Raw genomic sequence first — 24,980 nt, 5'->3', positions numbered from 1 at the left:
CTACACTGACCCGGTGACCGGACACACGGTGAAGCCCGCGACCGCGTCGGGGACGGGGACGGGTCGACTCTTCGTGATCTCCGGGGCCCAGGCCGCGGGCAAGACGACCGTGGGTCAGGCGCTCGCCGATGCGCTGCCGCGGTCGGTGTTCATCGACGGCGACACGATCGGCAACGTCGTCGTGTCCGGCAAGGCGCTGATGACGCAGCCCCCGCGGATCGAGGCGATCGAGCAGCTCTTCCTGCGGTACGCGGGCGCGCTGACCGTGGCCGACGTCTATCGCTCGGCCGGTTTCGACGCGGTGATCGCCGACAACATCTTCGGCAGCTACCTCGACGATTTCCTGATGATCGCCGCACCGGAGCCGGTCCACTTCGTGATGCTCACCCCGTCGGTGGACGTGATCCGTGCCCGGGAGATCTCGCGTGGGAAGAACGCCTACCGGCACGGCTTCACCGTCGAGGGTCTGGTGGACACGATCGAACACGACACCTTCCGCGTCGGGTTGTGGATCGACAACACGTCCCTCTCCCCCGGCCAGACGGTGACCCGCATCCTGCGACGCACCGAGGAGGCGTTGATCGACACACGCGAGTTCGAGCAGCAGGACGAGGCGCCCGCGCCGTGACCGCACCGGTCGGAGCCGCCACCACCCGGCTGGTCGTGCTGCGCGGCCCGTCCCGGGCCGGCAAGTCGAGCCTGTCGATGGCGCTGCGTCAGCGGCCGATGTCCGTCGTCGGCCAGGACCACGTGCGCCGCATCATCCTGAAGGAACGTGACAAGCTCGAGCTCGTCGCCGCCGTCGAGCTGATCGACCTCAACGTGCGCTTCTGCCTCGACCACGGCAAAGACGTTGTCCTGGAAGGCATCCTGTGGTCGCAGAAGTACGGCGCGATGATCCGCCGGCTGCTCGCGGACCACCGCGGGCACAACCTCGTCTACTACCTGGACGTCGATTTCGCCGAGACCGTCGCGCGGCACACCGCCAGCCCGGACGCCGCCGAGTGGACGCCCGACGACATGCGCGACTGGTGGCTCGGGGACGACCGGCTCGGCATACCCGAGGAGACCGTGCTCGACGCGAAAGCGCCCCACGACGAGCTGCTTTCGCGGATCGGGCGCGACCTGGACGGTTAGCCGTCAGCCGAGGACCTTCTCCTCGTCCTTGGCCCACAGGCCGGTGAGGCCGCGGAAGTGCCCCAGGAAGCGTTCGTGCTCGTGCTCCGGGTAGGTGGACTTCACGGTCTCGACGAGCAACCTGTCGAAGTCGTCGGACAGCACCCAGTCGAGCACCATCTCGTCGAGGTCCGGCAGCGACGTCTCGACGAACTCCCGGTAGCGGTCGACCTCGAAGTGCTGATCCGAGAGCCGCTGGTACGCATCGAGTTTCGCCTGATAGTCGTCGTCCCTGTCGGCGATCTCGAACCAGGGGTCGGTGTCGACCTGGGTGCGGCACCTGCGATCGGTCACTACACAGTAGATGGACCACTTCAGCAGCGACTTGATCGCCCACGGGAAGTAGTAGTGCAGCGAGGTCACCGCGACGTCCGGGCAGGCGTTGGCGTAGTCGATCGGGTAGACGACACCGTCCTTGACGAGCATCTCGCAGCTGTTGAACTCCCACCGGAAGAACGCATTGACGGTCTGCGCGATGGTGCGGGTCTCCGCGCCGATCTCCGGAGTGAGGAAGTCGTAGGCCACCTCGTAGCGGTCGTGCATCGGCTCGTCGGGGCGGAACTTCATCACCATCGTCTCGGGGCCGATGGTCAGCGCGCGGGCGAACACCTCGTAGCCGTCCACCGCGCGTTGCAGGTGCATCAGCATCTCGCCGGACTGGTCGTAGCTGCGGCGCAGGTCCTCCTCGCCCCGGATCATCGACACACCACGCCAGGCGCCGCCGTCGAACGGCTTCACGAACATCGGGTAGCCGAGCTCCGCCGCGACCGACGGCAGGTCGAACGACCGGTTGTACTTCGCCGACGTGTAGGCCCAGCGCACGTTGTCGACCGGGTTCTTGTAGGGCACCAGCACCGTCTCGGGGACGTTCATGCCCATCCGCATCAGCGCACAGTATGCCGAGTGCTTCTCCATGGACTGGAACGTGAACGGGCTGTTGAGCAGGTAGACGTCGTCCATCAGCGCGGCCTTCTTCAACCACTCGCGCGGGTGGTAGTACCAGTGCGCGAGCCGGTCGATGACCAGATCGGTACGCGGCCGGTCGCGCAGGTTGAACGGCTCGATGGTCATCCGCTCGGTGCGTATGTCGTGCCGCGACCCGTCCGGCGCGGTGATCGGTCCGACGCGGCGGGCGAGTTCCTCGAACGCACGCGGCCAGTCCTCCTCGGCTCCCAGCAGCAGGCCGATCAGGTGTTCAGTCACTGTGCGCTCCCTTCGTGGGCCGCGGCTCGCCATACATCAGCAGAACCTCGGCAGGTGGTGTGCCAATTGCTTCCGCCACCACGGCCAGTCGTGTGCACTGTCGTGGCCCCACACATCCAGCTGGTGGGGAATCCCCTTCTCGGACAACAATTCCGCGAAGGCGAGGGTTGACGGGAGGGCTTGGGTGGGTTGCACCTCGAACGGCCCCTGGCCGACGACGAGCAGCACGCTCGCGACGCTGCGCAGCCAGTCCAGGTGCTCGCCGTGCATCCCCGCGACATAGCTCACCGGGTTGGCGAAGTAGGTAGCGTCCCCGTGGTCGCCGTGGCCGTGCCACGACCGCACGTCGTAACTGCCCGACATACCGATGGCCAGCGGTGCCTGATGCGCGTGGGTGAGCGTGAAGTGCACCGCGTGATAGGCGCCCATGGAGACGCCGAGGGTGGCCAGCGAACGCTCACCACCGAGCTGGTCGGCGATCCAGGGCAGGACGGCGTGCTCCAGCCACGAGGTGTAGTCGCGCTGCCGGATCGCGCGCTCCTCCGTCGTGGCGGCGTTGTCGGACCAGGTCCACCGGTCCGCGGAGTCGACGCAGAAGAACGACACGCGACCCGCGTCCACCAGGTCCTGGACCGCTTCGACCATGCCGTTGCTCGCGAAGTCCTCGGCCCGGCCGGCCTCACTGGGGAAGACCAGGACCGGCCTGCCCCAGTGACCATGTCGGATCACACCCAGCGAGAGGTCCGTCCCTGGCACGTTGAACTCGACGCGTTCGCTCACCCGATCATCCTGACGCAGACCCACCCGTGTGCACGAGGTTTGGCGCAAATCGAGTTCTGAGCCGCCACGCCGCTCAGTCGGGTGTTGTCCGTCGGAGCGCCGCGGCGGGGCAGAATCTGACCAGCGCGGCAGCGGTCTCACCGTCCGTGACGACGACGGACGGGATCGGGTAGCCCCATTCGTCCAGGGCAAGGTGCTCCGGAGCGATCGCACGACACGCCCCGTGCGCGCTGCAGGCGATCCGGTCGACGCGCACCACTGCCGGGTGCTCCCGCTCAGCTCGCATCGGCGTACCTGGCCTCTTCGGTGACCACGCAGGTGCCGGCCCGGTGCGCGTCGAGGTCGGCGCCGAAGACACGCAGCGCGCCCGCGAGGTAGCGGGCGACCCCGTCGGGGAAGTGACAGGCACCTCGACCCGGCAACAGACCCAGGCGTCGCTGCAGGCCGGTCAACCTGCCTCGGTCCCCCGTGGCGAGAGCGGCGAAGTCTGCTGCCACCGCAGGTACGCCGAACATGCACGGCCCGCACTGGCCCGCGCTCTGCCCGCCGGCGAAGTCCAAGGTCCGGGCGACGTGGGCGACGGGGCACTCGGCACCACCGATCACCCGGATCACGCCGCTGCCCAGGCTGCAGCCGAAGTCGGCCAGTTGCGTCCCGTCCCAGCGCAGTCCGGACGCCTCGTCCCGGGTGAGGAAGCCGCCGCTCAGCCCGCCCACGCTGAGCGCCCGGAACGCCGGGTCCGCGTCGGCGCGCTGCAACAGCTCGGTGATCGGGACGCCGGCCGCGGTCTCGAGCACGCCGTGCCGCCGGACCGCGCCGGCCGTGGTGACCAGTCGTGGCCCCGGCTCGGAGAATGTGCCGAACGAGCGGAACCACCGCGGACCGTTGTGGACGATCTGACTTGTGCTCCATACGGTTTCGGCATTCATCACCAGGGTCGGTCGTAGCTTCTTGCGGTTGGTGTCGCGCCCGCCGAAGATCAGCGATCGCTCGCGGCTCACGGGTCGGGCCGCGCCGCCGTGTGCCAGCGCGATGAGCGCCGACTCCTCGGAGGCGACATACCGGTCCGGCACCTCCAGCACCGGGAGTCCGGCGCCGACAAGCAGATTCAGCGTCTCACTGCCCGTCCGGGCGGCATACCGGGTCTCCCGCGCGATCATGCCGGCGCCGTGCACCAACTCCTCGAGATGTCGCGACACCACGAACCAGTCCTTGGCCGCGTCCATCTCGCCGTCGCAGGCGTTCACGATCAGGCCTGCACCGTTCGCACGCGCCGCCGCGATCTTGTGCGCCGCGGGGTACGCGGCTCCACCACGACCGGTCAGCCCCGCCTCGGCGAGCAGCTGCTCCAGCTCCGTCATACCAGCTCCTTGGTCCGGGCGAACCGTCGCCGGTCGGCATCCGGATGCGTTGCGAACATTCGCCATCCGACGGCCACGACACCGATCACGGCGCACCCGAGCGTGCAGCCGCGCAGGATGGGCTCATCCGCCGTGCCCAGTGCGTAACTGTGGATGACAGCCACCGGCCAGGACAGGTATGCCGCGAGGTGGACCCAGCGCCACGTCCTGCGACCGATCCGATGGCGCAGCAACGACGTTGCGACCACTGCGATCAGCACGTCGAACGACAGGGTGCCCAGCGTCATCCAGGTCGTCTCGTAGCCGGAGGTGAAGGGCAGCACGGTCGCGAACCAGCCGATGTGCACATAGCTGTCGAGCATCGCGCTCACGATGTGCACGACCAGGAAGATCATCGAACCGAGCGACAGGCTGCGGTGCACGCCCATCGCGACCGCCTGGCCGGAGGGCGTCAGTCGGCGTTGCCCCGACAGCAGCACGCCGAGCACGAGCACTGCGGTGAACAACACGAGCGCTGCGACCCCGGTCGCGCGCGAGAGGTACCAGAGGAACATCAGGCGGCCTCCCGTTCCGGCCACCCGGGTGTATGACGCCACGCGCCGTCGACGCCGAGGAGCAGGGCCGGGAGGCGGCGGGCACCCAACCACGCGGGTGCGTCGTGGCCGAGCAGGATCGCAGCGGTGGAGGCCGAATTCGCCTCCAGCGCAGTGCCTCCCGCCACCGTGACCTGCCGCCAGACGACTTCGGCGGGTGCGCCGGTGCGTGGATCGATGATGTGGTGCTGTCGCACTCCGTCGCATCTCCAGGTGCGCAGCTGGGTCGAGGACGTCGCGAACGCCTGTCCCCTCGCCAGCACGGTCTGCAGCACGTCCCCCGTCGCCGTCTCGACGCCGATCCGCCACCCGCCCACGGGCGTCGGCCCTGCCGTTGCGATGTCGCCACCCAGGTCGACGAGCGTGCCGGCGCCGGTCGTGTCGTGGATCCGGGCTGCGAGCCGGTCGGCGCAGAACGCTTTCGCGGACGCACCGAAGTCGAGCGTGCAGTCCGGCGGGATCGCGAGCAGGTGCAGCCTGTCGTCATACCGCACCGAGCGCCACCCGGGCGCGGGCCGTGAACCGGTCGAGGTCCGGTCGCCGAGGGCACGCACGGCATCGAGATCACGGTCGTAACCCCGGCCGATCAGTGCCCCACCGACGGTCGGGTCGACGAGCCCGTCGGTCAGTCGCGCGGCACGTATCCCGGCTGCGACGACGTTACCGAGAAGGGGTGAAACCCGTTGCGGCATACCGTCGTTGCGCAGTCGCATCAACTCCGAGTCGCTGCGGAAGCGAGACGCGGCGCGATCCAGATCAGCCAGCTGCTGCGCAGCGAGCTCGGCAGCCCGCGCGGCGGCGGATCGTTCGGTCACCAGCACCCGGCAGGTCGTGCCGATCGCGGAGAACTCTGCCGCGATCGCGGCTGTGCTTCTCACGATCCGCGGGTGGTGCCGTCGACGCCACCGCCGTTGTCGCCGGACTGCACCTGCGGCACCTGGGCGTAGGAGTTGTCGTTCCCGGAGCTCGACTGCGAATCCGACTGGGACTGCGAGCTGCTGGGTGACGACGTGCTGGTGCTCGGCTGCTGCGACGGGACCGTCGTGCCGGCCGAGTTCTGCTGGTGCAGGGCCAGCTGCCCGACGAGGCCGCCGGTGACGAGCGCGCCGACCGCCATACCGGCCACCGTGAGATGGCGCGTTCTGCGCACGATCGGGATCATCGGGGCTCCTTCCGCCGTGTCACCACCCAGCGTGAGCGCCGCACTTCGGGACGCGATTTGAGCCGGCTGTGGATTACCCCAGGACGGGCCGTTGCGAACCCGGCCGACGGTCGTATCGTCGGACCCGTGACGATGACATACCGCCCGCTGGGCGACTCGGGACTGATGGTGAGCGCGGTCGGGATCGGCTGCAACGCGTTCGGGCAGCGCGTGGACCAAGCGGGCGTGAGCGCCGTACTCGATGCGGCACAGGACGTCGGGGTGACGCTGCTGGACACGGCCGACATCTACGGGCGTGGTGCCAGCGAGGAGCTGCTTGGGGCGGCGCTCAAGGGCCGGCGCGACGAGTTCGTGCTCGCCACGAAGTTCGGCATGGACATGGGCGGCGCGAACGGCGCCGACCACGACGTGCGCGGGTCACGGCGCTACGTCCGCCGCGCGGTCGAGGCCTCGCTGCGGCGGCTGCAGACCGACCACATCGACCTCTACCAGCTGCACCGGCCGGACCCGGTGACGCCGATCGAGGAGACGCTGTCGGCGCTGACCGACCTGGTCCGTGAGGGCAAGGTCGGCTATCTCGGCTGTTCGAACTTCGCCGGCTGGCAGCTCGCGAACGCCGACTGGACGGCGCGCACCGCGGGGCTGGAGCGCTTCGCGTCCGTGCAGAACCACTACTCGCTGCTGGAGCGCGGGTTGGAGGACGAGGTCGTGCCCGCCGCGGAGGCGTTCGGGCTCGGCGTGCTGCCGTTCTATCCCCTCGAGCGCGGCCTGCTCACCGGCAAGTACCGGCGCGGCGAGCAGCCGCCCGCGGGCTCGCGCGCCACGAGCACACCGTCGCCGTGGCTGGAGACGGCCGACTGGGACCGGATCGAGGCCCTCGAGGCGTATGCCGTCGCGCGCGACCTGAGCGTCCTCGACGTCGCCATCGCCGGGCTGGCGGCGCAGCCCACCGTCGCCTCGGTCATCTCCGGCGCCACGTCTGCGGAGCAGGTCCGCGCCAACGCCGCCGCGCTGCGCTGGGACCCGACGCCCAACGAGTTGGTCGAACTGAACAAGATCACCGACGCCGGCTGACGGGGCGCGGACGCGGCCGCGGACGCGGCCGCTGGTACGCCGCGCTGCCCCGACTCTGACGGTCCGTTTCGCCATTGACGGCCGAATTCGGCCGTCAACCGTGATTCCGACCGTCAGGGTGAGGGTTCCGAGCGCGAGGAGCGTGCGAGGAGCCGCGCGAAAGAAGTCAGTACAGCGCGGACATCAGGGCGGTGCGGGCCTTCTTGACGCGGTCGTCGGTCGGGCCGACGACGTCGAACAGCTGCACCAGGTGCTCGCGGGCGGCGTTGCGCTCGTCGCCGGTGGTCGCCTTGACCAGGTCGATCAACCGGGCGAACGCGTCCTCGACGTGCCCACCGAGCACGTCCAGGTCGGCGACCAGGGTCTGCTTCTCGATGTCGGTCGGTGCGTCTGCCGCCGCGGCACGGGCCGTGTTGAGGTCGACACCTGCGGTTCGCTTCAGCAGCTTGACCTGGCCGAGGCCGAGGCGGGCCTCGTCGTCGGCCGGGTTCTCCTTCAATGCCTGCTCGTATGCCGTGGCGGCCGCGTCGTAGTCCCCGGACTCGATCGCGTCGAACGCGCGCTGGTGCGTCTCCGGCAGCTCCGGCTCGTCCTCCTGCTCCACGGCGTCGCCGCCCCCGGTGCCTTCCAGCCGGCCGGTGACGCCGTTCGCGGCGGCTGCCTCCAGCACCTTGTCCAGCACCTGGCGGATCGCGTCCGCGGGCTGGTCCCCGACATACAGGGGGGCCGGCTGCCCGGCGAGGATGGCGAGCACCATCGGCACCTGCTGCACCTGCAGCGCCTGGCGGATCTGCAACGCGCGGTCGATGTCGACGGTGGCCAACTGCAGGCGCCCGTCATACGAACGCACCACCTGTGCGAGCACGTCGATGTGGTCGTTGCTCGCCGGTCGGCTGCCCGACCAGAGCGCAACGATCACCGGCACGCGGGCCGAGGTCTGCATGGCGTCGCCGAAGGTCGCGTCGTCGACGGCGATCACCAGGTTGTCGGCGGCGCCGCCGCTGGGTCCGCCGCCGGCCGGCGGCGTTGCGGGCCGGGCGAGAGCTGACAGGTCGACGGCACCGCGCAGCGAGGCCGGGGTGATGGGCTGGTCAGTCATGTGCCCATTCTTACGCGTCGGCGGTTCGCCCGTTCTGGCGGACCATCCGGATCTCGTCGCACCCCAGGTCGTCGTCGTGTTTGGTGCCGCCGTCGGCGACGAAGCCGAGCTTGTCGTAGAACGCGATCGCCCGGGCGTTCTGCCGCACGACCCAGAGGTATGCCGCCCGCTCGCCCAGCGTCGCATCGACCAGCTGCCGCGCGACCCCGCTGCCGTGGAACTGCGCGAGCACGTTGAGCGAGCTGAGCTCCTGGGGCACCGGAGCATCGTCGTCGCGGGCGGCGCCGACCGAGCAGAAGCCGGCGATCCGGCCGGTCGGGCGGTGCCGCGCCAGCCGGGACCGCCGCCGGACACCGTCCGCCTCGCCCCGCGCTTCGGTGTCTGCGGCGAACACGATGCGCTGACGCCAGCGCTCGATGCGTGGCTCCAGCTGCATGCCGTCCAGGTACTCCTGGGAGATCATTCCGGCATACGCCTCACGCCATACCTGCATGTGCAACGCAGCCAGCTCGGCCGCATCGGCCAGCGCGAACTCCTCGACGGCGAATTCGCCTGTCATTGCTGCGCGCTGAGTCGCTCCTCGACACGCTGCACCTTCTCGGTGAGCTGCCCGGTGAAGCCGGCGCGCATGTCGGCCTTGAGCACCAGACTCACCCGTGGGCTCTTGGCCGCGACCGCCTCGCAGGCGGCCTTCACGACCGCCAGGCACTCGTCCCACTCCCCCTCGATCGTGGTGAACATCGAGGTGGTCTCGTTGGGCAGGCCAGAGTCGCGGACCACGCGGATCGCTTCGGCGACGGCCTCGCTGACCGAGCCGTCGGGATCGTCGGTGGTGCCGGGGGCGATGGAGAAGGCGAAGAGCATGCAGCCAGGCTAGGCCACTGCGGCAATCACGCCGTCGCCGGATCGACCGCCTCGAGCTGCGGGGTCAGCGACGCGAGGTAACCGTGGACCGAGGGTATGGCGGCCGCGCCCTCCCCGCTCGCCGAGGCGACGCGCTTCATCGACCCGGACCGTATGTCGCCCGCGGCGAAGACGCCCGGCACGGTCGTCTCGAGCGGCTCCGGCGGACAGTCGTCGACCCAGGCCGACTTCGGCACATCACGTCCGGTGAGCACGAATCCCTTGGAATCCTGCGCGATCTCGCTGGGCAACCAGTCACAGCACGGGTCGGCTCCGAGCAGGAGGAAGAGCCCGCCGCACGGTTTCTGCAGCTCCGCGCCGGTGCGGTTGTCGCGCAGCGTGACCCACTCCAGCCGGGTCGCGCCGCCGGCGTCGACGACCTCGCAGCACGGCTTGACGCCGATCCGCGGGTTGAGCTCGATCTCCCGGATCAGGTAGTCCGACATCGTCTCGGACAGGTCCGGCCGCCGGATCACGATCTTCACCGATCGTGCGAAGCGGGACAGGTGCACCGCCGCCTGGCCGGCCGAGTTGCCGCCTCCGACGACCACGACGTCCTTGCCGACGCATTCACGAGCGGAGCTCGTCGCGGCGCCGTAGTGGACGCCCAGACCGACGAACTTCTCGATCTGCTCCACGCCGATCCGCCGGTAGGCCACACCCGCCGAGATGATCAGCGTGCGCGCCCGCACCAGCCGGTCCTCCAGCCGCAGGGTGTGTATGCCGCGGGGCTCGCTCGCCAGGTCCATGCCCACGACCGGTCGGGCGGAGTAGAGCTTGGCGCCGAAGCGGGACGCCTGCGCGCGAGCGCGTTGCGCCAACCGCATCCCGGAGATGCCGCGCGGGAAGCCGAGGTAGTTGCGGATCATCGAACTCGTGCCGGCCTGTCCGCCGATCGCCTCGGAGTCGAAAACGACCGTCGACAGGCCTTCGGAGGCGCCATACACGGCCGCGGCGAGACCGGCCGGACCGGCGCCGATGATCGCCAGGTCGAAGGTCTCGTCCTCCTCGAAATCCTCGAACGCGTAGAAGCGGCGCCCGATCTCGGCGATCGTGGGTTGCACCAGCGTGTCGGTCAGTGGCGACGCGAGCACCGGATAGGCCGGCTCGCCGTTCGGCCAGTCGATCTGCTCGAGGATCTCCTGCGCGACGGGTGTCTCGGGTGCGTAGTTGCGCGTCGGGATGCCCAGCCGGTCCAGGAAGTCCCGCAGCCGCCCGGCCTGCGAGTTGCCGGGCGGTGCGATGATTTGCACCGCCTCGAAGACCGGTTTGCTGGCGCTCCAGCCCCAGTCGGACAGCAGCTCGGTGATCGCGGTGTGGAACTCCTCGTCCCGCTCACCACGGGGTATGGCGAGTCCGGCCTCGATCCGGCCGTCGACCTGCGCCTCACGCAACGTCTCGCGGTTGACGCGGAACTCGGTCGTGCCGTAGACCAGCGCCCGCTTGCTGACGGAGCTGACCGCGTGCAGGCAGTCCATGGTGACCAGTCCGGGCGCGTCCGGCTGGGTGAACTCGACGACGAACAGGGCGATCTCGACGTGCTGGGCGATGAGCGACTGCACCAGCGCCATCGCCGGACCGAGCCCGCGGGCGAACTCCACCCGGTAGTCGCTTGCGTAGCGGGTGAACTCGCGCTGCAGTTGCTCGGCGTGGCAGTCACCGACCAGGACGATCGCGGGCTGGAGAGGTTTCACCCGGCCGAGTCTATGCCTGCACCCACTCACCGACAGGCCCACTAAACACCGAGAGGCTCACACATACCGGGTCGAAACACCCCGTATGTGTGAGCCTCTCGGTCACGTGTGAGCCTCTCGGCAGGGGGTCAGCTCTGGACGCCGGCCTGCGAGTCCAGCTCCACCCGCTGGGGAACCTTCACGATCAGCGCGTCACCCTGGCCGCCGCCGCCGCACAGGCTGGCCGCGCCGACGCCGCCGCCGCGACGCTTCAGCTCCAGGGCGAGGTGCAGGACGAGGCGCGCCCCCGACATACCGATCGGGTGGCCCATCGCGATCGCACCACCGTTGACGTTGACGATCTCCGGGTCGATGCCCAGCTCGCGGGTGGACACGATGCCGACCGCGGCGAACGCCTCGTTGATCTCGACCACGCCCAGGTCGGTCGGCTTGATGCCTTCCTTCTCGCACGCGGCGACGATGGCGTTGGCCGGCTGCGACTGCAGCGAGGAGTCCGGGCCGGCGACGACGCCGTGCGCACCGATCTCGGCCAGCCACTCCAGCCCCAGCTCCTCCGCCTTGGCCTTGCTCATCACCACGACTGCTGCCGCACCGTCGGAGATCGGCGAGCTCGAACCGGCGGTGATGGTGCCGTCCTTGGAGAACGCCGGGCGCAGCTTGGCGAGGCTCTCCGCGGTGGTGTCGGGGCGGATGCCCTCGTCGTTCCGGAACTCGATCGGGTCGCCCTTGCGCTGCGGGATCTCGACGGTGACCACCTCGTCGTCGAACAGGCCGTCCTTCCAGGCACGCGCCGCCAACTGGTGGCTGCGAGCGCCGAAGGCGTCCTGCTCCTCCCGGCTGACGAGCTTGTCGCCGCCGTTCTCCTGCTCGGTGAGCAGACCCATCGCCTGGTCGGTGAAGGCGTCCCACAGCCCGTCGAACGCCATGTGGTCCAGCATCGTCACGTCGCCGTACTTGAAGCCGGAGCGGCTGCCTTTCAGCAGGTGCGGCGCCTGGCTCATCGACTCCTGGCCGCCGGCGACGACGACGTCGAACTCGCCCGCTCGAATCAGCTGTCCTGCCAACGCGATCGCGTCCAGACCGGACAGGCACACCTTGTTGATGGTGAGCGACGGGACGTCCATCGGAATGCCCGCCTTGGCCGCGGCCTGACGGGCGGGCATCTGACCGGCTCCTGCGGTGAGCACCTGGCCCATGATCACGTAGTCGACCTGGTCACCGGAGACGCCGGCCTTCTCCAGCGCGCCCTTGATGGCGAAACCGCCGAGGTCGGTGCCGGAGAAGCCGGACAGCGATCCCTGGAGGCGACCCATCGGGGTCCGCGCACCCGCGACGATGACAGCGGTGTTTTCAGAGGTGGACATGGCAAATGCACCCAATCTGGTCGTGTGGCTCCGCAGTGGTTCTCTCACTGTACGGCGCGCCTCTGCGCCGCACACTGCCGGATCGGACAGTCGCGCGGGCCGCGTCAGCGCCAGGAACCGCGCGGCGGCCGACGGTCCCGCGCGGACCAGCAGGTCGTGTGCCAGTGCCGCCGGTCCGAGACGTCCCCGAGCCCGTCGTCCGGCCAGACCACCACGTGCGCGACGGCCGCGGAGAGCTGCTGTTGGCAACCGGGACAGGTGTATTCGCGACCGGTCGCGTTGCCGCGGACCGCTCGGACGACATACGTGCGGCCGGCATACCCCTGCCGCTGGATGCCGGTCTCCAGCACGCGCGAGATGTCCGGCCGTCGCCCGGGATCACCCGGGCGACGGCTCTGCCGACGGCCTCGACGCGCCACGAACCCTCAGCCGGCGAGGAACGGTGTGCCCGCGGCCGCGTGCTCCAGCAGCAACGGGCTCGGCACGATCGACGGGTCGAGCGACGCCTGCTCCACCAGGCCGTCGGCGACCGTGTCGGCGCCCAACTCGTCCAGGATCGCGAAGAGGCCCTCCGGGTAGCCGCAGCCGGCCGTCATTGCCGTGTCGATGTCCTCCGGGGTCGCATAGCCCGCGTCGACCATGGCCACCGCGTCGTTCAGGTGCTGGAAGAGCAGCCCGTCGACCACCAGACCGGGCCGGGCGGGCCCGGCGACCGGCACGAAACCGGCCGCTTCCAGCGTGTCCCGGACCAGCGCGATCTGCTCCTGCGTCGCCTCCAGGGGTATGCCGACCTCGGCCACCCGGCCGCCCCGGGTCGGTCGGTGCAGCCGGAGCGGCAGCACCGTGACGTCCGCCGACAGCACCCCGGTGAGCGCGAATTCACTGGCCTCGTCCGCGGTCAGCACCACCGAGCGCTCGTCGAGCACCTGCGCGACCTGGGTGAACCAGTCGTCCGGCGCCTCGGTCGCGCCGCACCCGCACTCGTCACCGTCGCCGCCGCAGGACCCGCAGCCCTCCGCGGCGCCCCCGACCAACACCACCAAGGGGTTGCCGGCCAGCACGGACACGTCCGCGGCGGGGTCGTCGATCGCGGTGACCGTGACGCCGGCGTGCGCGAACGACTTCGCGATCAGCTCGGCGATCTCGCCCTTGCCGACGACCGCGGCAGCGGCGGTCATCTCGCCGGTGCCGTCACTCTCCTCGGCGCCCGCATCGGCCGAGTAGTCGTAGAAGCCCTGCCCGGTCTTGCGACCCAGCCGGCGGGCCAGGACGAGTTGCCTCAGCAGTTGTGGCGAAGCGTCCGAGGGACGCTTCGTCGCGTCATACATGACCTCGCAGACCTCCTTGACGACGTCGAGACCGACGAGGTCGCAGAGGGTCAGCGGGCCCATCGGCAGGCCGATGCCGACGCGGCCGGCGTTGTCCAGGTCGGTGCGGCTGACCTTGCCGGTCTGGTAGAGCGCGATCGCGCGGGAGAGGTAGGGGATCAGCAGCGCGTTGGCGACGAAACCGGCGCGGTCCCCCACGACCACGGGCTTCTTGCCCAGGTTGAGCGCGAGGTCGCGCACCGCGTCGACGACCTCGGGGTCGGCCAGGACGGTCCGGATGACCTCGACGAGGGCAAGGACCGGCGCCGGGTTGAAGAAGTGCATGCCGACCACGCGCTCGGGGTGGGCCGTCCCCGCGGCGATCTCGGTCAGGGAGAGGCTGGAGGTGTTGGAGGCCAGCACCGCATCCGGCCGGACGATGTCGTCCAGCGCGGTGAAGACCGCGTGCTTGATCTCCATCCGTTCCGGCACCGCCTCGACGACCAGGTCGGCGTCGGCCAGGTCGGCCAGCTCCGCGGTGAAGGTGATGCGGCCGAGGGTCGCGTTCCGGTCGTCCTCGCTGAGCTTGCCCTTGCCGACCGCGCGGTCCAGCGACGTGGTCACAAATCCCTTGCCGCGCTCGGCGAGTTCGGGGCTGCCGTCCACGGCATACACCTCGTGCCCCGCCTTCGCGAACACTTCGACGATGCCGGCGCCCATCGTGCCGAGTCCGATCACCGCAACCTTGTTGATATGAGGAGCCATACCGGTCAGTCTGTCAGGGCCGTCTGGACGCCCTGCAGGGTCTCCACGGGAAGTATCAGTGTGATTCGTGGGATGGCAAAGAGTGCGATTTTCTCACCGCGTGTGCTGCTGCCCCGCTCGCGGTCCCCGCGACGTCCCGGAGCGAGGAGCGAGCGGAGCGCTCGGCGGAGCTAAGGTTGGGCGTCGTGCGCGTTGTGATTGCCCGGTGCAGTGTCGACTACGTCGGCCGCCTGACCGCCCATCTACCCCTGGCCACCCGGTTGCTGATGGTCAAAGCGGACGGTTCCGTCCTCATCCACAGTGACGGCGGCTCCTACAAACCGCTCAACTGGATGTCGCCGCCGTGCTCGATGGCGCAGATCGAGCCGACCGCTGACGAGGCGGACGAGGGCGTCGAGGCCGTCTGGTCCGTCCAGCACGCCAGGTCCGAGGACCGCCTGCACGTGCGCATCCACGAGATCCTGCACGACTCCAGCCACGATCTCGGCGTCGATCCGGGGCTGATCAAGGACGGCGTCGAGGCGCAGTTGCAGGCGCTGCTGGCCGAGCACATCACCACGCTGGGCGAGGGCTACACGCTGATCCGGCGCGAATACATGACCGCGATCGGGCCGGTCGACATCATCTGCCGCGATGCCGACGGGACCACCGTCGCCGTGGAGCTCAAGCGCCGTGGCGACATCGACGGGGTGGAGCAGCTGACCCGCTACCTGGAGCTGCTCAACCGCGACCCGCACCTCGCGCCGGTCAACGGGGTCTTCGCCGCGCAGCTGATCAAGCCGCAGGCCCGCGTCCTCGCCGAGGACCGCGGGATCCGGTGTGTCACCTTGGACTACGAGGCGCTCAAGGGAATGGACGACTCCGAAGCCCGGCTGTTCTGAAAGAAGAGGTCGCCATGAGTGAACTTCCCCCGTCGTTGGGTATGACGCGCGCGGCCATCGCCGCCCCCAACGCGCTGGCCGCGCAGGCCGGGATGGACGTCGTGGCACTCGGTGGCAGCGCGGTCGACGCCGCCATCGCGGCGCATGCCACGGTCTACGTGACCGAACCGGGCATCGTCAGCGCGCTCGGCGGCGCGTTCGTCAACGTCTGGCCGGCCGACGGCGAACCGCAGGTCATCGACGGCAACAGCGAGATGCCGGGGCGGTCCGCGGACCCTGAGCGGTTCGGAGGCGGCCTGCGCGCCATACACCTGGACTACGGGGGTGGCATCACGATCAACGCCGGCCCCGGATCCGCCGCGACGCCGGGCTCGTTCGCGGCATACGACCTGGCACACGAGATGTTCGGGCGCGCATCGTGGGCCGACATCCTCGCGCCGGCGATCGCCGCGGCGCGGGAGGGTTTCGTGCTCGGCCAGGCGGCGGGGCACTACCTGCAGCTGACCGGCCGGCAACTGTGGTCGTTCGACGAGCAGACCCGCGCCCAGCACTTCGCCGGCGACGAGCCGGCCGGGCCCGGCACCCGGATGACCAACCGCGACCTCGCGAACACGCTGGAGCTCGTGGCGCGGCACGGCATCGCCGAGCTCTACACCGGGTCGCTCGGCGAGGCGATCGCCGACCATGTGACCGCGACGGGCGGCCTGCTGGGGCGGGCCGACCTCGCCGCCTACCGGCCGGTATGCCGCCCGGCCTCTCGCGCGACCGTCGGTGACTGGGACATCGCGCTGAACCCGCCGCCGTCGATCGGCGGCCCGGTGCTGACCGCGATGGTGCGACTGATCGCGCAGCGCGGCATGAGCGCGGACGCACTGGTCGAGATCCAGCGCCTGGTGCTCGGCTACCGCGCGGAGCACCTGGACCGGTCCACCGACCTGCGCGCGGCGGGTGCCGAGTTGCTGCTCGCGCTGGAGACGACCGGGCTGGAGTCACTGCCGACCAGCCAGGACACGGCGCACGTTTCGGTGGTCGACAGCGAGGGCAACGCCTGCGCGATCACCACGTCGGCCGGTTACTCCTCGGGGGTGACCGTGCCCGGGACCGGCCTGGTGCTGAACAACTGCCTCGGCGAGCCCGAACTCAACCGGCTCGGGCTGCACGCGCTGCGGCCGGGCACCCGGCTCGCCTCGAACATGTCGCCCGCCACCGCCCGCAGCGCCGACGGCGTGACGCTGGCGATCGGCAGCCCGGGCGCGGACCGGATCACCACCGCGTTGTCGCAGGTCATCGGCCGGCACTGCCTGCGCGGCGAGGACCTGCAGGCGTCCATCGACGCGCCGCGGCTGCACGTCGAGTTGGGTCCGGACGAGGTGCGAGTGCACTACGAACCGGAGGACGGTGTCGAGGCAGCCATCGGCCGAGCCGGGGCGGTCGCTGTGCCGCACGAGGCGTCGGACATGTATTTCGGTGGGGTCGGCGCGGCATACGGGACCGCGGCCGGTGACCTGGGTGCCGCCGCCGATCCACGGCGGGCAGCCGCGACCGCGGTCAGCTGAGCGCTTCGGCGCGGCGCGGGTCGGGCGAGGATCAGGCGGGGAGGATCACCGGCAACGGCATCAGCTGCCGGGAGAGCGGGATGATGCGGTGCAGCCCGGTGGCGCGCATCAGCCGCTCCAGCCGCAGTGACGCGTCGGCCAGCACGAGTCGACGGTCGGCACGTAACGCGCGGTGGTGGGCTCCGACGATGACACCCAGCCCGGTCGCGTCGCCGATCTCGGCCTGGCCGAGATGGAGCACCAGGTCACCGACTCCGTCATCGATGGCGCCGCTCAGGGCGGCGCGGACATCGGCCACCGTGTGCACGTTGAGTTCGCCGCGCACGGCCAACTCCACGCCGGTGCGCACCACGTCGATCATGACCACGTTGTGGTTCTCGCCTCGTGCCATTCGTTCCGCCACCTTTCCCCGATCGGGTGTCTGAACGTGCCGGAAGGCCCGAAAACGTTGCGCCTTCCGATGACATTGACGCATGACGGCGCTCATTTGTTGGCCAGGTTCGGGTCACGTTTTGGTAAATCACCTCGAAGGTTCTCCCCAGGCTCGCCGCCCACGGCCGTCTGGGACGATGGCTGCATGGTCATCCTCAGCCGCATCTACACCCGCACCGGCGACTCCGGCACCACCGCCCTGGGCGACTTCAGCCGGACCGATAAGAAGGACCCGCGGCTGGTGGCGTATGCCGACACCGACGAGACCAACAGCGTCATCGGGGTGGCGGTCGCGGCGGGCGGCCTGAGCGAGGATCTGGTGGCCGTCCTGCACCGGGTGCAGAACGAACTCTTCGACGTCGGCGCCGACCTGTGCAACCCGCTGGTGGAGGACCCCGAATACCCGCCGCTACGGGTCAAACAGCCGTGGATCGACGATCTGGAGGCCGACTGCGACCGGCTCGGCGACCAGGTGGAGACCCTGCGCTCGTTCATCCTGCCCGGCGGCAGCGTCGGCGCCGCCCACCTGCACGTCGCACGCACCGTCGCGCGACGTGCGGAGCGGGCCGCCTGGCTGGCGCTGGAGACGTATGGCGACCAGCCCGCGCCGGCCGGCAGCGAGAAGGGCACCGGCGGCGTGAACCCGCTCACCGCGCAGTACCTCAACCGGCTGTCCGACCTGCTCTTCCTGGCCGCGCGGGTGGCGAACCTCCCGGCCGGCGGCGACGTCCTGTGGCAGCCCGGTGGTGGCCGCGAGGAGCCGCACAAGTAGCGCGGCACCACACCGGTCACCGTTGGTGGAACCAGGTCCAGATCGCGTAGCCGATGCCGGCCACGATGGCCAACCCGATCAGCACGAGGACGACCCGCAGGACGACCCCACATACCGCCAGTACCAGCCGAAGGATCGCCCCGGCGATCCGCAGCGCGCCGATGGCCATGTACCAGACGAACTGGAACGGTGCGAGCACCCAGCCGACAGCGGTTTCATGGTGGAAGGCGGTGCGCACATCGCGAGACACGTCGACGGTCGTGTGCCAGAGCGACGACCATCGGTAGCGTGCGACCGGGCCCGAGCGGGCCACGAAGCCGCCACCGGAGGTGCCCGGGGCGCTGGTGAACCCTCCGACGGAGTCCCATGCCGACCCAGAAGTGGATCCGGACCGCGCTTGGACCTGGGCCCAGCCGTCCTCGGTGTTCTTCGCCAGGTAGTAGTCGTTCTTGGCCTGTGTGTACTCGGCCGGCGACGTCGCCGAGTTCATGTCCCGCCAAGCGTCATCGCTGCTCATGATCAAGGCTAGCGCCGCCCGTCGCACCACCGGAAGACCCTGGACGCAGGTCGATGCGCGCCGGGACGACTCAAACCACCGAGAGGACAACATCGGCGCCAGAGGACACAAAAAACGGGCCGTTTCGGCCCGTACAACGTGTCCTGTCGGTGTGTTTCGTGTCCTGTCGGTGTGTTTCGTGTCCTGTCGGCGGAGGGGAGGTCAGGCCACGTTGGCGTTCAGGCCCGGGGGCGCGGACTCCGACCAGGAGCGCAACGCGGTGTAGTCACCGGGCGCGATGGCGATGAGGAACCGCTCCTCGCCGATGGTGCACTCCACCTGCACGGGATCGACCATGGCGATCGGCTTGGTGTGGGCCACCGGACGGGGCGCACCGAGGTCCAGCTCGCCGCGCCGCCACACCAGGATCGGTCGCACCCGCATGCCGATGACCGGGAACCACTGGACGCTGTCGGTCGTGAGGCGCGTCATACCCAGCTTCCAACCGTCACCGCGACGCAGGGCGACCATGGCGAGCGGCTCCCCGCGCGCAATGACCCGGCGGCGCACCACGAGGGCGACCAGGCCGAGCACGATGACGAGCACGACGCACGCGACACCGACTGCCAACCAGTCGATGGTCGCGATCACGTCGTGCCCTCTCAGACGCCCAGGTTCGCGGCGTCGACGTGTTCGGCGACGAGCGTGACCTTGTCGTTGTCGACGGAGATGAAACCGCCGTTGACGGTGATCGTCTCGCGGTCCCCGCCGACGGGGTCGATGTGCACGTCTCCGTCGCCGAGCACGGCCAGCAGGGGCTCGTGCTGTGGCAGGATGCCGATCTCACCTTCGATGGTGCGTGCGAACAGCTGGCGGGCCTCACCCGACCAGACGATGCGGTCCGGGGCGACGATTTCGACCTGCAGGCTCACGAAGAGTCAGCTCCTTGGATGTACGGCGAAGAGTCCACCGGGGACGGACAGGGTGGATCCTGCACCCAATCCTACCGGTCGTTGAACACTGCTCTCGACAGAACCCATGGAACGGCGCCTCCCCGGCGCACGTTGTACCGACTGCCATGGCCTTCATGACCAGCCCCGACCTCTGGGTCGCCTTCCTGACCTTGTTCGCCCTCGAGCTCGTGCTCGGCATCGACAACGTCGTTTTCATCTCGATCCTGACCGGCCGCCTACCGCAGGAACAGCGCGCCAAGGCGCGCACCCTCGGCCTGGCACTCGCCCTGCTGATGCGGATCGTGCTGTTGGCGGTCGCGTCGTGGATCATTGGACTGACCGCCACGATCATCTCCATCGGCGACTCCGAGGGTCTGCAGCTGTCCGGCCGCGACCTGATCCTGCTGCTCGGCGGTGTCTTCCTGGTCTACAAGGCCGTCATGGAGATCCACGAGCGGATCGAAGGTGCGGACGAGGAGGACGAGGCCCCGTCGTCGGTGGGCACCGCATCCTTCGCCGGCGTGATCGTGCAGATCCTGCTGCTGGATGCCGTCTTCTCGCTCGACTCGGTCATCACCGCGGTCGGCATGGTCGACCAGTTGTCGATCATGATCGCCGCGGTCACCCTGTCGATCGGTCTGATGATGGTCTTCGCCGGCCGCATCAGCGCCTTCGTCAACCGTCACCCCACGGTGAAGATGCTGGCGTTGAGTTTCCTGGTCCTCATCGGGTCGACGCTGATCGCGGAAGGCTTCGCCATACACATCGACAAGCCGGTGATCTACGGACCGATCGCGTTCGCCATGGCGGTCGAGGCGCTCAACCTCACCTACCGCAAGAGGGCGATGCGGCGGTCAGCGCTCCCGGACTGAGCTCAGCGCTCCACGACGATCGCCATCGGGGTCTGTTCGCTGCCCTGCCCGAGCGGGTTGTCGGCGAACATCTCCTCGAAGCGGGCCTTGTCCCCCGCCACGTCGGTGCCGAGCACGTTGCGCCCGATGTCGTTGGCGTCCATCACGACGGTGCCCCCGAAGGTGCTCTTGTATGCCGCCGGCACGCGCTCGCGGATCGCGGCGGTGAGCCGGGCCGCGACGTCGTCGGGGTCCTTCGGCGCCAGCTTGGCCGAGACGTTCGACGGGTAGGCGGAGTACTCGGTCGGGCCGTCGATCGCGCGGATGTCGCCTCCGACGAGCTCGTAGAACAGGCCCCGCTTGCCGATCAGTTTGCCGACCGCTCCCCCGGCGCTGGCGTAGAGCACCCGCGGGAGGCCGGCCTCCTGGATCGCCAGCTGCATGGTGAACGGTGACCCGAGCCCGATGCCGGCAGGAGTGCGCGTGACGTACTTGGACAGCACCCGCGCCGGGCGACCCACGTTGATGTCCCAGATGAAGTAGGAGCGCCCCTGTGTGATGGCCACGATCTTCTCGGAAATGAAGTAGTACCAGCTCTTTTCGGCCATCTGCGCAGCCTGCTCCGGGTCGCCGGCCAGCGTCTCGAAGAAGCGGTCGATCTGCTCCAGCACCCGCTTGTCCAGGTCGTCGTCGCGGCCGAACAGCTCGGTGCGCAGCGGGTAGCGGCGCACGGTCGCGCCCGACGCGGTCACCAGATCGAGCTCCTTGCCCTCGTTGGGCTCGAGGTCGGTCTTGATGCGTGCCGGCTTGTCCGCCTCGGGGTCCTTCTCGTCGAAGAACTCCTGCAGCCACAGCTCGACGTTGAGCATCCGCCAGAAGACCATCGAATCGACGTCGTTGGTGCCCTTGATCCAGCCCTCGAAGGCGTGCAGCACCTCGGACTGGTCGAAGTAGGGCCGGTTCGCGAACGATTCGGACAGGAAGATGTTGTAGAAGTGGTTCTTGAGCCGCATGAACCACTCGCCCTGCGGCGTGGTGAAGCCGATCTTGTTACGCCGCCGGTTGATCGACTCCGGCAGCAGGCCGCGGGTGGCGTCACGCAGGATCCGCTTGTTCCAGCCGCCCTTGATGATCGCCTCGTCCGACAGGCTGAAGATGAACTTCACGACCTCCTTGTCGAGGAACGGCACGCGGCCCTCGAGGGAGAAGCGCATGGTGTTCTTGTCCTCGTAGCGCAGCAGCGACGGCAGCGACCCCACGAAGAGGTCCTCGATCAGCCGCTTCTTGAGGTTGGCACCCTCAACCGTGTAGCTCTCGCCGGTGTGCGCCGCCACGAAGTCGTCGGCGAGCAGCTGGGTCATTGGAATGCCCTTGCGGCCCTTGACTTTCGCCTGCAGCTTGAAGCGGCCGAGCCGGTAGATGACGTCCAGGCTCTTGGACAGTTCGGCGGCCGCCTGCTTGGCGCCCTGCGCCTTCAACTGCCGCAGGTAGACGAAGTAGTAGGGGATGTAACCGGCCATCATCTCGTCGGCGCCCTGCCCGTCGAGCAGCACGGTGACGTGCTGGGTGGCCTCGCGCATCACCTGGTACTGGGCGTAGGGCCCGGAGGAGATCAGCGGCTCCTCCTGCGCGCGGATGAAGTCGCGCATGTCGGCCTTGAACTCGTCGGCCGTCGGCTTGATCTTGTGCGCGTCGACGTGTCCGCGACAGATGTCGAGCACCGCATCGACGTACTTCTCCTCGTCGTTGAGCGACCCCGGGAAGACAGCGGAGAACGTATTCTGTTTGGCACCAACGGATTCGGCGGTCGTCTCGTCGCCGGCGTTGAGCAACTGGTTGATGATGACCGCAACCGCGCTGGAATCCAGCCCACCGGACAACGACGTGCCGACCGGCACCTCGGACTGCAGCCGGAGTCGGACGGCCTCGATGAGGCGGGCCTTGTAGTCGGCTGCGGCGGCCTCGTCATACGGGCGCTGCTCGGTGGCCAGCTCGGCGAGCTCCTCGCGCAGGCGGGTGTATGGCGCCCGCGTCGTCCCGCTCGCGTCGATGGTCATCGCCTCGCCGGGCTCCAGCCGCTCGATGCCGTCGAAGAAGGTTTCGCGGCCGTCCTCGTGGATGCGGAACCGCAGGTAGCGGTAGATGGTGCGGTCGTTGGGCGTGGCGTCGTACAGGCCGGTCGCCAGGATGCCCTTGATCTCCGAGGCGAAGGCGAAGGTGTCGCCGATCTGGGCGACATACACCGGCTTGATGCCGAAGTGGTCCCGGCTGAGGGTGAGTCGCTTGTCCTGGGCGTCCCAGATCGCCAGGCCCCACATGCCGTTGAACCGGTCGAACGCCTCGGTGCCCCACTCCGCGAACGCCTCCAGCACGACCTCGGTGTCGGAGTCGGTGCCGAACTCGTGCCCGAGGCGCTGCAACTCCTCGCGCAGCGGCAGGTAGTTGTAGACCTCACCGTTGTAGGCCAGCGTGTAGCGCCCGTCCTTGGTCGTCATCGGCTGCTGGCCGTGCGCGACGTCGATGATCGACAGGCGCCGGTGCCCCAGGCCGACGTCACCGTCGGTGAACGTGCCGTGCCCGTCCGGGCCGCGGTGCGCCTGGCAGTCGTTCATCCGCTGCAGCATCGCTGCGTTGCCACTCGGGCCGAAGTACCCGACGATTCCACACATGCGGGCCAGCTTATTTGGCGCGCCCGGTGCGATGCGAAACGGACCGGACCGACTCCTACCGAGCGGAGCACCTACCGACCGAGCGGAGTAGGAAAACCGGGCGAATACGTACTCCGGTCGGTCAGGTTGTACTCCCCTCGATCAGGGGGCGCGCGGGTCTACAGCTCCCGCAGGTTGGTACGCGCCAACTCGACGATCTCGCTGCCCCGCCCGGACAGCACCGTGCGGGTGGCGTACAGGGTGAAGCCCTTGACCTGCGACAGGGTGATCTTCGGCGGCAGCGACAGCTCCTGCCGGGCGACGCGCAGATCGACGAGCGCCGGACCGTCATACTCGAACGCCTCGCGCACCGCGTCCTCGACGTCGCTCGTGCGCTCGGCCCGGAGCCCCTTCAGCCCGATGGCGTCGGCGATGCCGGCGAAGTCGGGGTTGTCCAGGCCGGTGCCGAAGTTGACCAGGCCGGCCTGCTTCATCTCCAGCTCCACGAAACTCAGCGCGCTGTTGTTGTAGACCATCACCTTCACCGGCAGGTGCAGCTGCTGCAGCGTGATCAGGTCGCCGAGCAGCATCGCCAGGCCCCCGTCGCCGGCGAGCGCCACCACCTGGCGCTTCGGGTATGTCGCCGCGGCGCCGATCGCCTGGGCGAGCGCATTGGCCATCGAGCCGTGGTTGAAGGAGCCGAGCAGTCGGCGTTTGCCGTTCATCCGCAGGTAGCGCGCTGCCCACACCGTCGGGGTGCCGACGTCGCAGGTGAAGACCGCGTCGTCGGTGGCCAGCCGGTCGATGGTCGCGGTGACGAACTGCGGGTGCAGCGGCGTCTCACCCGGTTTGCCCGGCTGCGCCAGCTCGTCCAGCTTGGCCCGGCGCTTCCGGTGGTGCTTGACGATGGTCTCGGCGAAGCTGCCGTCGTTGCTCGACTTGATGCGAGTTTGCAGCAACGGCAACGTGTCTCGCACAGTGCCGACCAGCGGGTGCGACACCTGCACGCGACGGCCGATCCGTTCGCCGCGGACGTCGATCTGCACCACCGGCACGTCGTCGGGCAGGAACGGCCGGTAGGGGAAGTCGGTGCCCGCCATGATCAGCACGTCGCAGTGCTCCATCGCCCGGTAGCCGGAGTCGTAGCCGATCAGTCCGGTCAGCCCGACGTTGTTCGGGTTGTCCCACTCCAACCACTCCTTGCCGCGCAGCGAGTGCACGACCGGGGCGTTGATCGCCTGGGCGAAGGCAACCAACTCGTCGTGGGCGCCTGCGCACCCGGCTCCGGCGAGTATGGCGGGGCGCTTCGCGGTGCCGATGACCTCTGCCGCTGCGGCGAGTTCGGCCTCACCGGGCACGACGGCGGAGTGCGTCGTGCGCACCGGTAGCACGTCCTTGCCGGACCACTCCTCCATGAAGATCTCCCCCGGCACCACCATGACCGCGACACCGCGGCGGGTGATGGCCGCCTGCAGCGCCTGCTGGAAGACGACCGGGAACTGCTCGGCGCACGAGACCAGCTCGGCGTAGACGCTGCACTCGTTGAACACCTGCGTCGGGTGGGTCTCCTGGAAGTAGCCGCTGCCGATCTCCTCCCGCGGGATCTGAGCCGCGATCGCGAGCACCGGGGCGTGGCTGCGGCCCGCGTCATACAGGCCGTTGATGAGGTGGACGTTGCCGGGACCGCAGCTGCCGACGCAGACCGCCAGCTCACCGGTCAGCTGCGCCTCGGCGCCCGCCGCGAACGCGCCCACCTCCTCGTTGCGCACGTGCGCCCACTGCAGGTCACCGTCCCGCCGCAGGGCGTCGGTCAGCCCGTTGAGGGAATCGCCGGGCACGCCATACAGCCGGCGGACGCCGCTTGCCTTGAGGGTGCGAATGATCGAGTCCGCGATGGTCGCCATACGTCC

The 24,980-nt window shown here is 69.3% G+C and carries 27 protein-coding genes; 7 read left to right on the top strand and 20 right to left on the bottom strand.

What is annotated here, in order from left to right; genetic code table 11:
* The first annotated feature begins 13 nt into the window (after positions 1–13).
* On the top strand, positions 14–628 hold the full coding sequence (locus tag FHU39_RS01395; RefSeq protein WP_183318288.1) for a nucleoside/nucleotide kinase family protein: 615 nt from the start codon (positions 14–16) through the stop codon (positions 626–628).
* Complete coding sequence (locus tag FHU39_RS01390; RefSeq protein ID WP_183318286.1) at positions 625–1,137, top strand: P-loop NTPase family protein; 513 nt, start codon at positions 625–627, stop codon at positions 1,135–1,137. Before FHU39_RS01395 ends, FHU39_RS01390 begins: the two co-directional genes overlap by 4 nt.
* Positions 1,138–1,140: 3 nt before the next feature.
* On the opposite strand, the gene FHU39_RS01385 is transcribed toward FHU39_RS01390, so the two are convergent.
* The 7 genes from FHU39_RS01385 to FHU39_RS01355 form a co-directional block, all read right to left on the bottom strand.
* Positions 1,141–2,412, bottom strand: a complete 1,272-nt coding sequence (locus FHU39_RS01385; protein ID WP_183318284.1) for an ATP-grasp domain-containing protein — start codon at positions 2,410–2,412, stop codon at positions 1,141–1,143.
* A gap of 3 nt (positions 2,413–2,415) precedes the next feature.
* Complete coding sequence (locus FHU39_RS01380) at positions 2,416–3,159, bottom strand: alpha/beta hydrolase-fold protein (RefSeq protein WP_183318282.1); 744 nt, start codon at positions 3,157–3,159, stop codon at positions 2,416–2,418.
* A gap of 73 nt (positions 3,160–3,232) precedes the next feature.
* The gene (locus FHU39_RS01375) at positions 3,233–3,445 is read right to left on the bottom strand and encodes a ferredoxin (RefSeq protein WP_183318280.1); all 213 of its coding nucleotides are present in this window, start codon (positions 3,443–3,445) and stop codon (positions 3,233–3,235) included.
* Positions 3,435–4,520: an NADH-ubiquinone oxidoreductase-F iron-sulfur binding region domain-containing protein gene (locus FHU39_RS01370; protein ID WP_183318278.1), complete on the bottom strand. Its 1,086-nt coding sequence runs from the start codon at positions 4,518–4,520 to the stop codon at positions 3,435–3,437. The genes FHU39_RS01375 and FHU39_RS01370 overlap by 11 nt, the downstream gene beginning before the upstream one ends.
* Entirely contained in the window at positions 4,517–5,074 is a 558-nt protein-coding gene (locus FHU39_RS01365) for a ferric reductase-like transmembrane domain-containing protein (protein WP_183318276.1), read from the bottom strand. The genes FHU39_RS01370 and FHU39_RS01365 overlap by 4 nt, the downstream gene beginning before the upstream one ends.
* Entirely contained in the window at positions 5,074–5,991 is a 918-nt protein-coding gene (locus tag FHU39_RS01360) for an FAD:protein FMN transferase (RefSeq protein WP_221185092.1), read from the bottom strand. Before FHU39_RS01360 ends, FHU39_RS01365 begins: the two co-directional genes overlap by 1 nt.
* Positions 5,988–6,275 (bottom strand): hypothetical protein, encoded by a 288-nt coding sequence (locus FHU39_RS01355; protein ID WP_183318274.1) that lies wholly within the window; start codon positions 6,273–6,275, stop codon positions 5,988–5,990. Before FHU39_RS01355 ends, FHU39_RS01360 begins: the two co-directional genes overlap by 4 nt.
* 132 nt (positions 6,276–6,407) lie before the next feature.
* Between FHU39_RS01355 and FHU39_RS01350 the strand changes: the two genes are divergently transcribed.
* Positions 6,408–7,349 (top strand): aldo/keto reductase, encoded by a 942-nt coding sequence (locus tag FHU39_RS01350; protein ID WP_183320815.1) that lies wholly within the window; start codon positions 6,408–6,410, stop codon positions 7,347–7,349.
* A 166-nt stretch (positions 7,350–7,515) separates the two neighbouring features.
* On the opposite strand, the gene FHU39_RS01345 is transcribed toward FHU39_RS01350, so the two are convergent.
* From FHU39_RS01345 to FHU39_RS01315, 7 genes are all read right to left on the bottom strand, one after another.
* Complete coding sequence (locus FHU39_RS01345) at positions 7,516–8,448, bottom strand: tetratricopeptide repeat protein (protein ID WP_183318271.1); 933 nt, start codon at positions 8,446–8,448, stop codon at positions 7,516–7,518.
* 10 nt (positions 8,449–8,458) lie between these two features.
* The gene (locus FHU39_RS01340; protein WP_183318269.1) at positions 8,459–9,007 is read right to left on the bottom strand and encodes a GNAT family N-acetyltransferase; all 549 of its coding nucleotides are present in this window, start codon (positions 9,005–9,007) and stop codon (positions 8,459–8,461) included.
* Positions 9,004–9,312: an MTH1187 family thiamine-binding protein gene (locus FHU39_RS01335; RefSeq protein ID WP_183318267.1), complete on the bottom strand. Its 309-nt coding sequence runs from the start codon at positions 9,310–9,312 to the stop codon at positions 9,004–9,006. The genes FHU39_RS01340 and FHU39_RS01335 overlap by 4 nt, the downstream gene beginning before the upstream one ends.
* A gap of 26 nt (positions 9,313–9,338) precedes the next feature.
* Positions 9,339–11,045 carry an FAD-dependent oxidoreductase gene (locus tag FHU39_RS01330; protein ID WP_183318265.1) on the bottom strand — a complete coding sequence of 569 codons (1,707 nt, stop codon included), beginning with the start codon at positions 11,043–11,045 and terminating at the stop codon, positions 9,339–9,341.
* Between the two features lie 128 nt (positions 11,046–11,173).
* The gene (locus tag FHU39_RS01325; RefSeq protein WP_183318263.1) at positions 11,174–12,409 is read right to left on the bottom strand and encodes an acetyl-CoA C-acetyltransferase; all 1,236 of its coding nucleotides are present in this window, start codon (positions 12,407–12,409) and stop codon (positions 11,174–11,176) included.
* A gap of 104 nt (positions 12,410–12,513) precedes the next feature.
* Positions 12,514–12,828 (bottom strand): hypothetical protein, encoded by a 315-nt coding sequence (locus FHU39_RS01320; protein ID WP_183318261.1) that lies wholly within the window; start codon positions 12,826–12,828, stop codon positions 12,514–12,516.
* A 6-nt stretch (positions 12,829–12,834) separates the two neighbouring features.
* On the bottom strand, positions 12,835–14,481 hold the full coding sequence (locus FHU39_RS01315) for a 3-hydroxybutyryl-CoA dehydrogenase (protein ID WP_183318259.1): 1,647 nt from the start codon (positions 14,479–14,481) through the stop codon (positions 12,835–12,837).
* A 185-nt stretch (positions 14,482–14,666) separates the two neighbouring features.
* On the opposite strand from FHU39_RS01315, the gene nucS reads away from it, so the two are divergent.
* Entirely contained in the window at positions 14,667–15,362 is a 696-nt protein-coding gene (gene nucS, locus FHU39_RS01310; RefSeq protein ID WP_183318257.1) for an endonuclease NucS, read from the top strand.
* Positions 15,363–15,376: 14 nt separating this feature from the next.
* Entirely contained in the window at positions 15,377–16,918 is a 1,542-nt protein-coding gene (locus tag FHU39_RS01305) for a gamma-glutamyltransferase (RefSeq protein WP_246336136.1), read from the top strand.
* Positions 16,919–16,949: 31 nt separating this feature from the next.
* On the opposite strand, the gene FHU39_RS01300 is transcribed toward FHU39_RS01305, so the two are convergent.
* On the bottom strand, positions 16,950–17,309 hold the full coding sequence (locus FHU39_RS01300; RefSeq protein ID WP_246336135.1) for an STAS domain-containing protein: 360 nt from the start codon (positions 17,307–17,309) through the stop codon (positions 16,950–16,952).
* 186 nt (positions 17,310–17,495) lie between these two features.
* Between FHU39_RS01300 and FHU39_RS01295 the strand changes: the two genes are divergently transcribed.
* A complete protein-coding gene (locus FHU39_RS01295) occupies positions 17,496–18,122 on the top strand; it encodes a cob(I)yrinic acid a,c-diamide adenosyltransferase (protein ID WP_183318255.1) in 627 nt (208 codons plus the stop codon).
* A gap of 16 nt (positions 18,123–18,138) precedes the next feature.
* Here the strand turns inward: FHU39_RS01295 and FHU39_RS01290 are convergent, their stop codons facing one another.
* The 3 genes from FHU39_RS01290 to FHU39_RS01280 form a co-directional block, all read right to left on the bottom strand.
* Entirely contained in the window at positions 18,139–18,639 is a 501-nt protein-coding gene (locus FHU39_RS01290) for a hypothetical protein (protein ID WP_183318253.1), read from the bottom strand.
* A gap of 201 nt (positions 18,640–18,840) precedes the next feature.
* On the bottom strand, positions 18,841–19,269 hold the full coding sequence (locus FHU39_RS01285; RefSeq protein ID WP_183318251.1) for a DUF2550 family protein: 429 nt from the start codon (positions 19,267–19,269) through the stop codon (positions 18,841–18,843).
* Between the two features lie 11 nt (positions 19,270–19,280).
* Positions 19,281–19,550, bottom strand: coding sequence for a F0F1 ATP synthase subunit epsilon (locus FHU39_RS01280; RefSeq protein WP_343065684.1), 270 nt, complete (start codon positions 19,548–19,550; stop codon positions 19,281–19,283).
* A 155-nt stretch (positions 19,551–19,705) separates the two neighbouring features.
* On the opposite strand from FHU39_RS01280, the gene FHU39_RS01275 reads away from it, so the two are divergent.
* Positions 19,706–20,443, top strand: coding sequence for a TerC family protein (locus FHU39_RS01275; RefSeq protein WP_246336134.1), 738 nt, complete (start codon positions 19,706–19,708; stop codon positions 20,441–20,443).
* 2 nt (positions 20,444–20,445) lie between these two features.
* Here the strand turns inward: FHU39_RS01275 and asnB are convergent, their stop codons facing one another.
* The gene (asnB, locus tag FHU39_RS01270; RefSeq protein ID WP_183318247.1) at positions 20,446–23,091 is read right to left on the bottom strand and encodes an asparagine synthase (glutamine-hydrolyzing); all 2,646 of its coding nucleotides are present in this window, start codon (positions 23,089–23,091) and stop codon (positions 20,446–20,448) included.
* A gap of 158 nt (positions 23,092–23,249) precedes the next feature.
* Complete coding sequence (gene poxB / locus FHU39_RS01265; RefSeq protein ID WP_183318244.1) at positions 23,250–24,974, bottom strand: ubiquinone-dependent pyruvate dehydrogenase; 1,725 nt, start codon at positions 24,972–24,974, stop codon at positions 23,250–23,252.
* Positions 24,975–24,980 lie beyond the last annotated feature (6 nt).

Origin of the sequence: Flexivirga oryzae (assembly GCF_014190805.1) — a bacterium.
GTDB lineage: Bacteria > Actinomycetota > Actinomycetes > Actinomycetales > Dermatophilaceae > Flexivirga > Flexivirga oryzae.
Note: the sequence above shows the minus strand (reverse complement) of the source record. Positions and strands in the feature narration are given on the sequence as shown.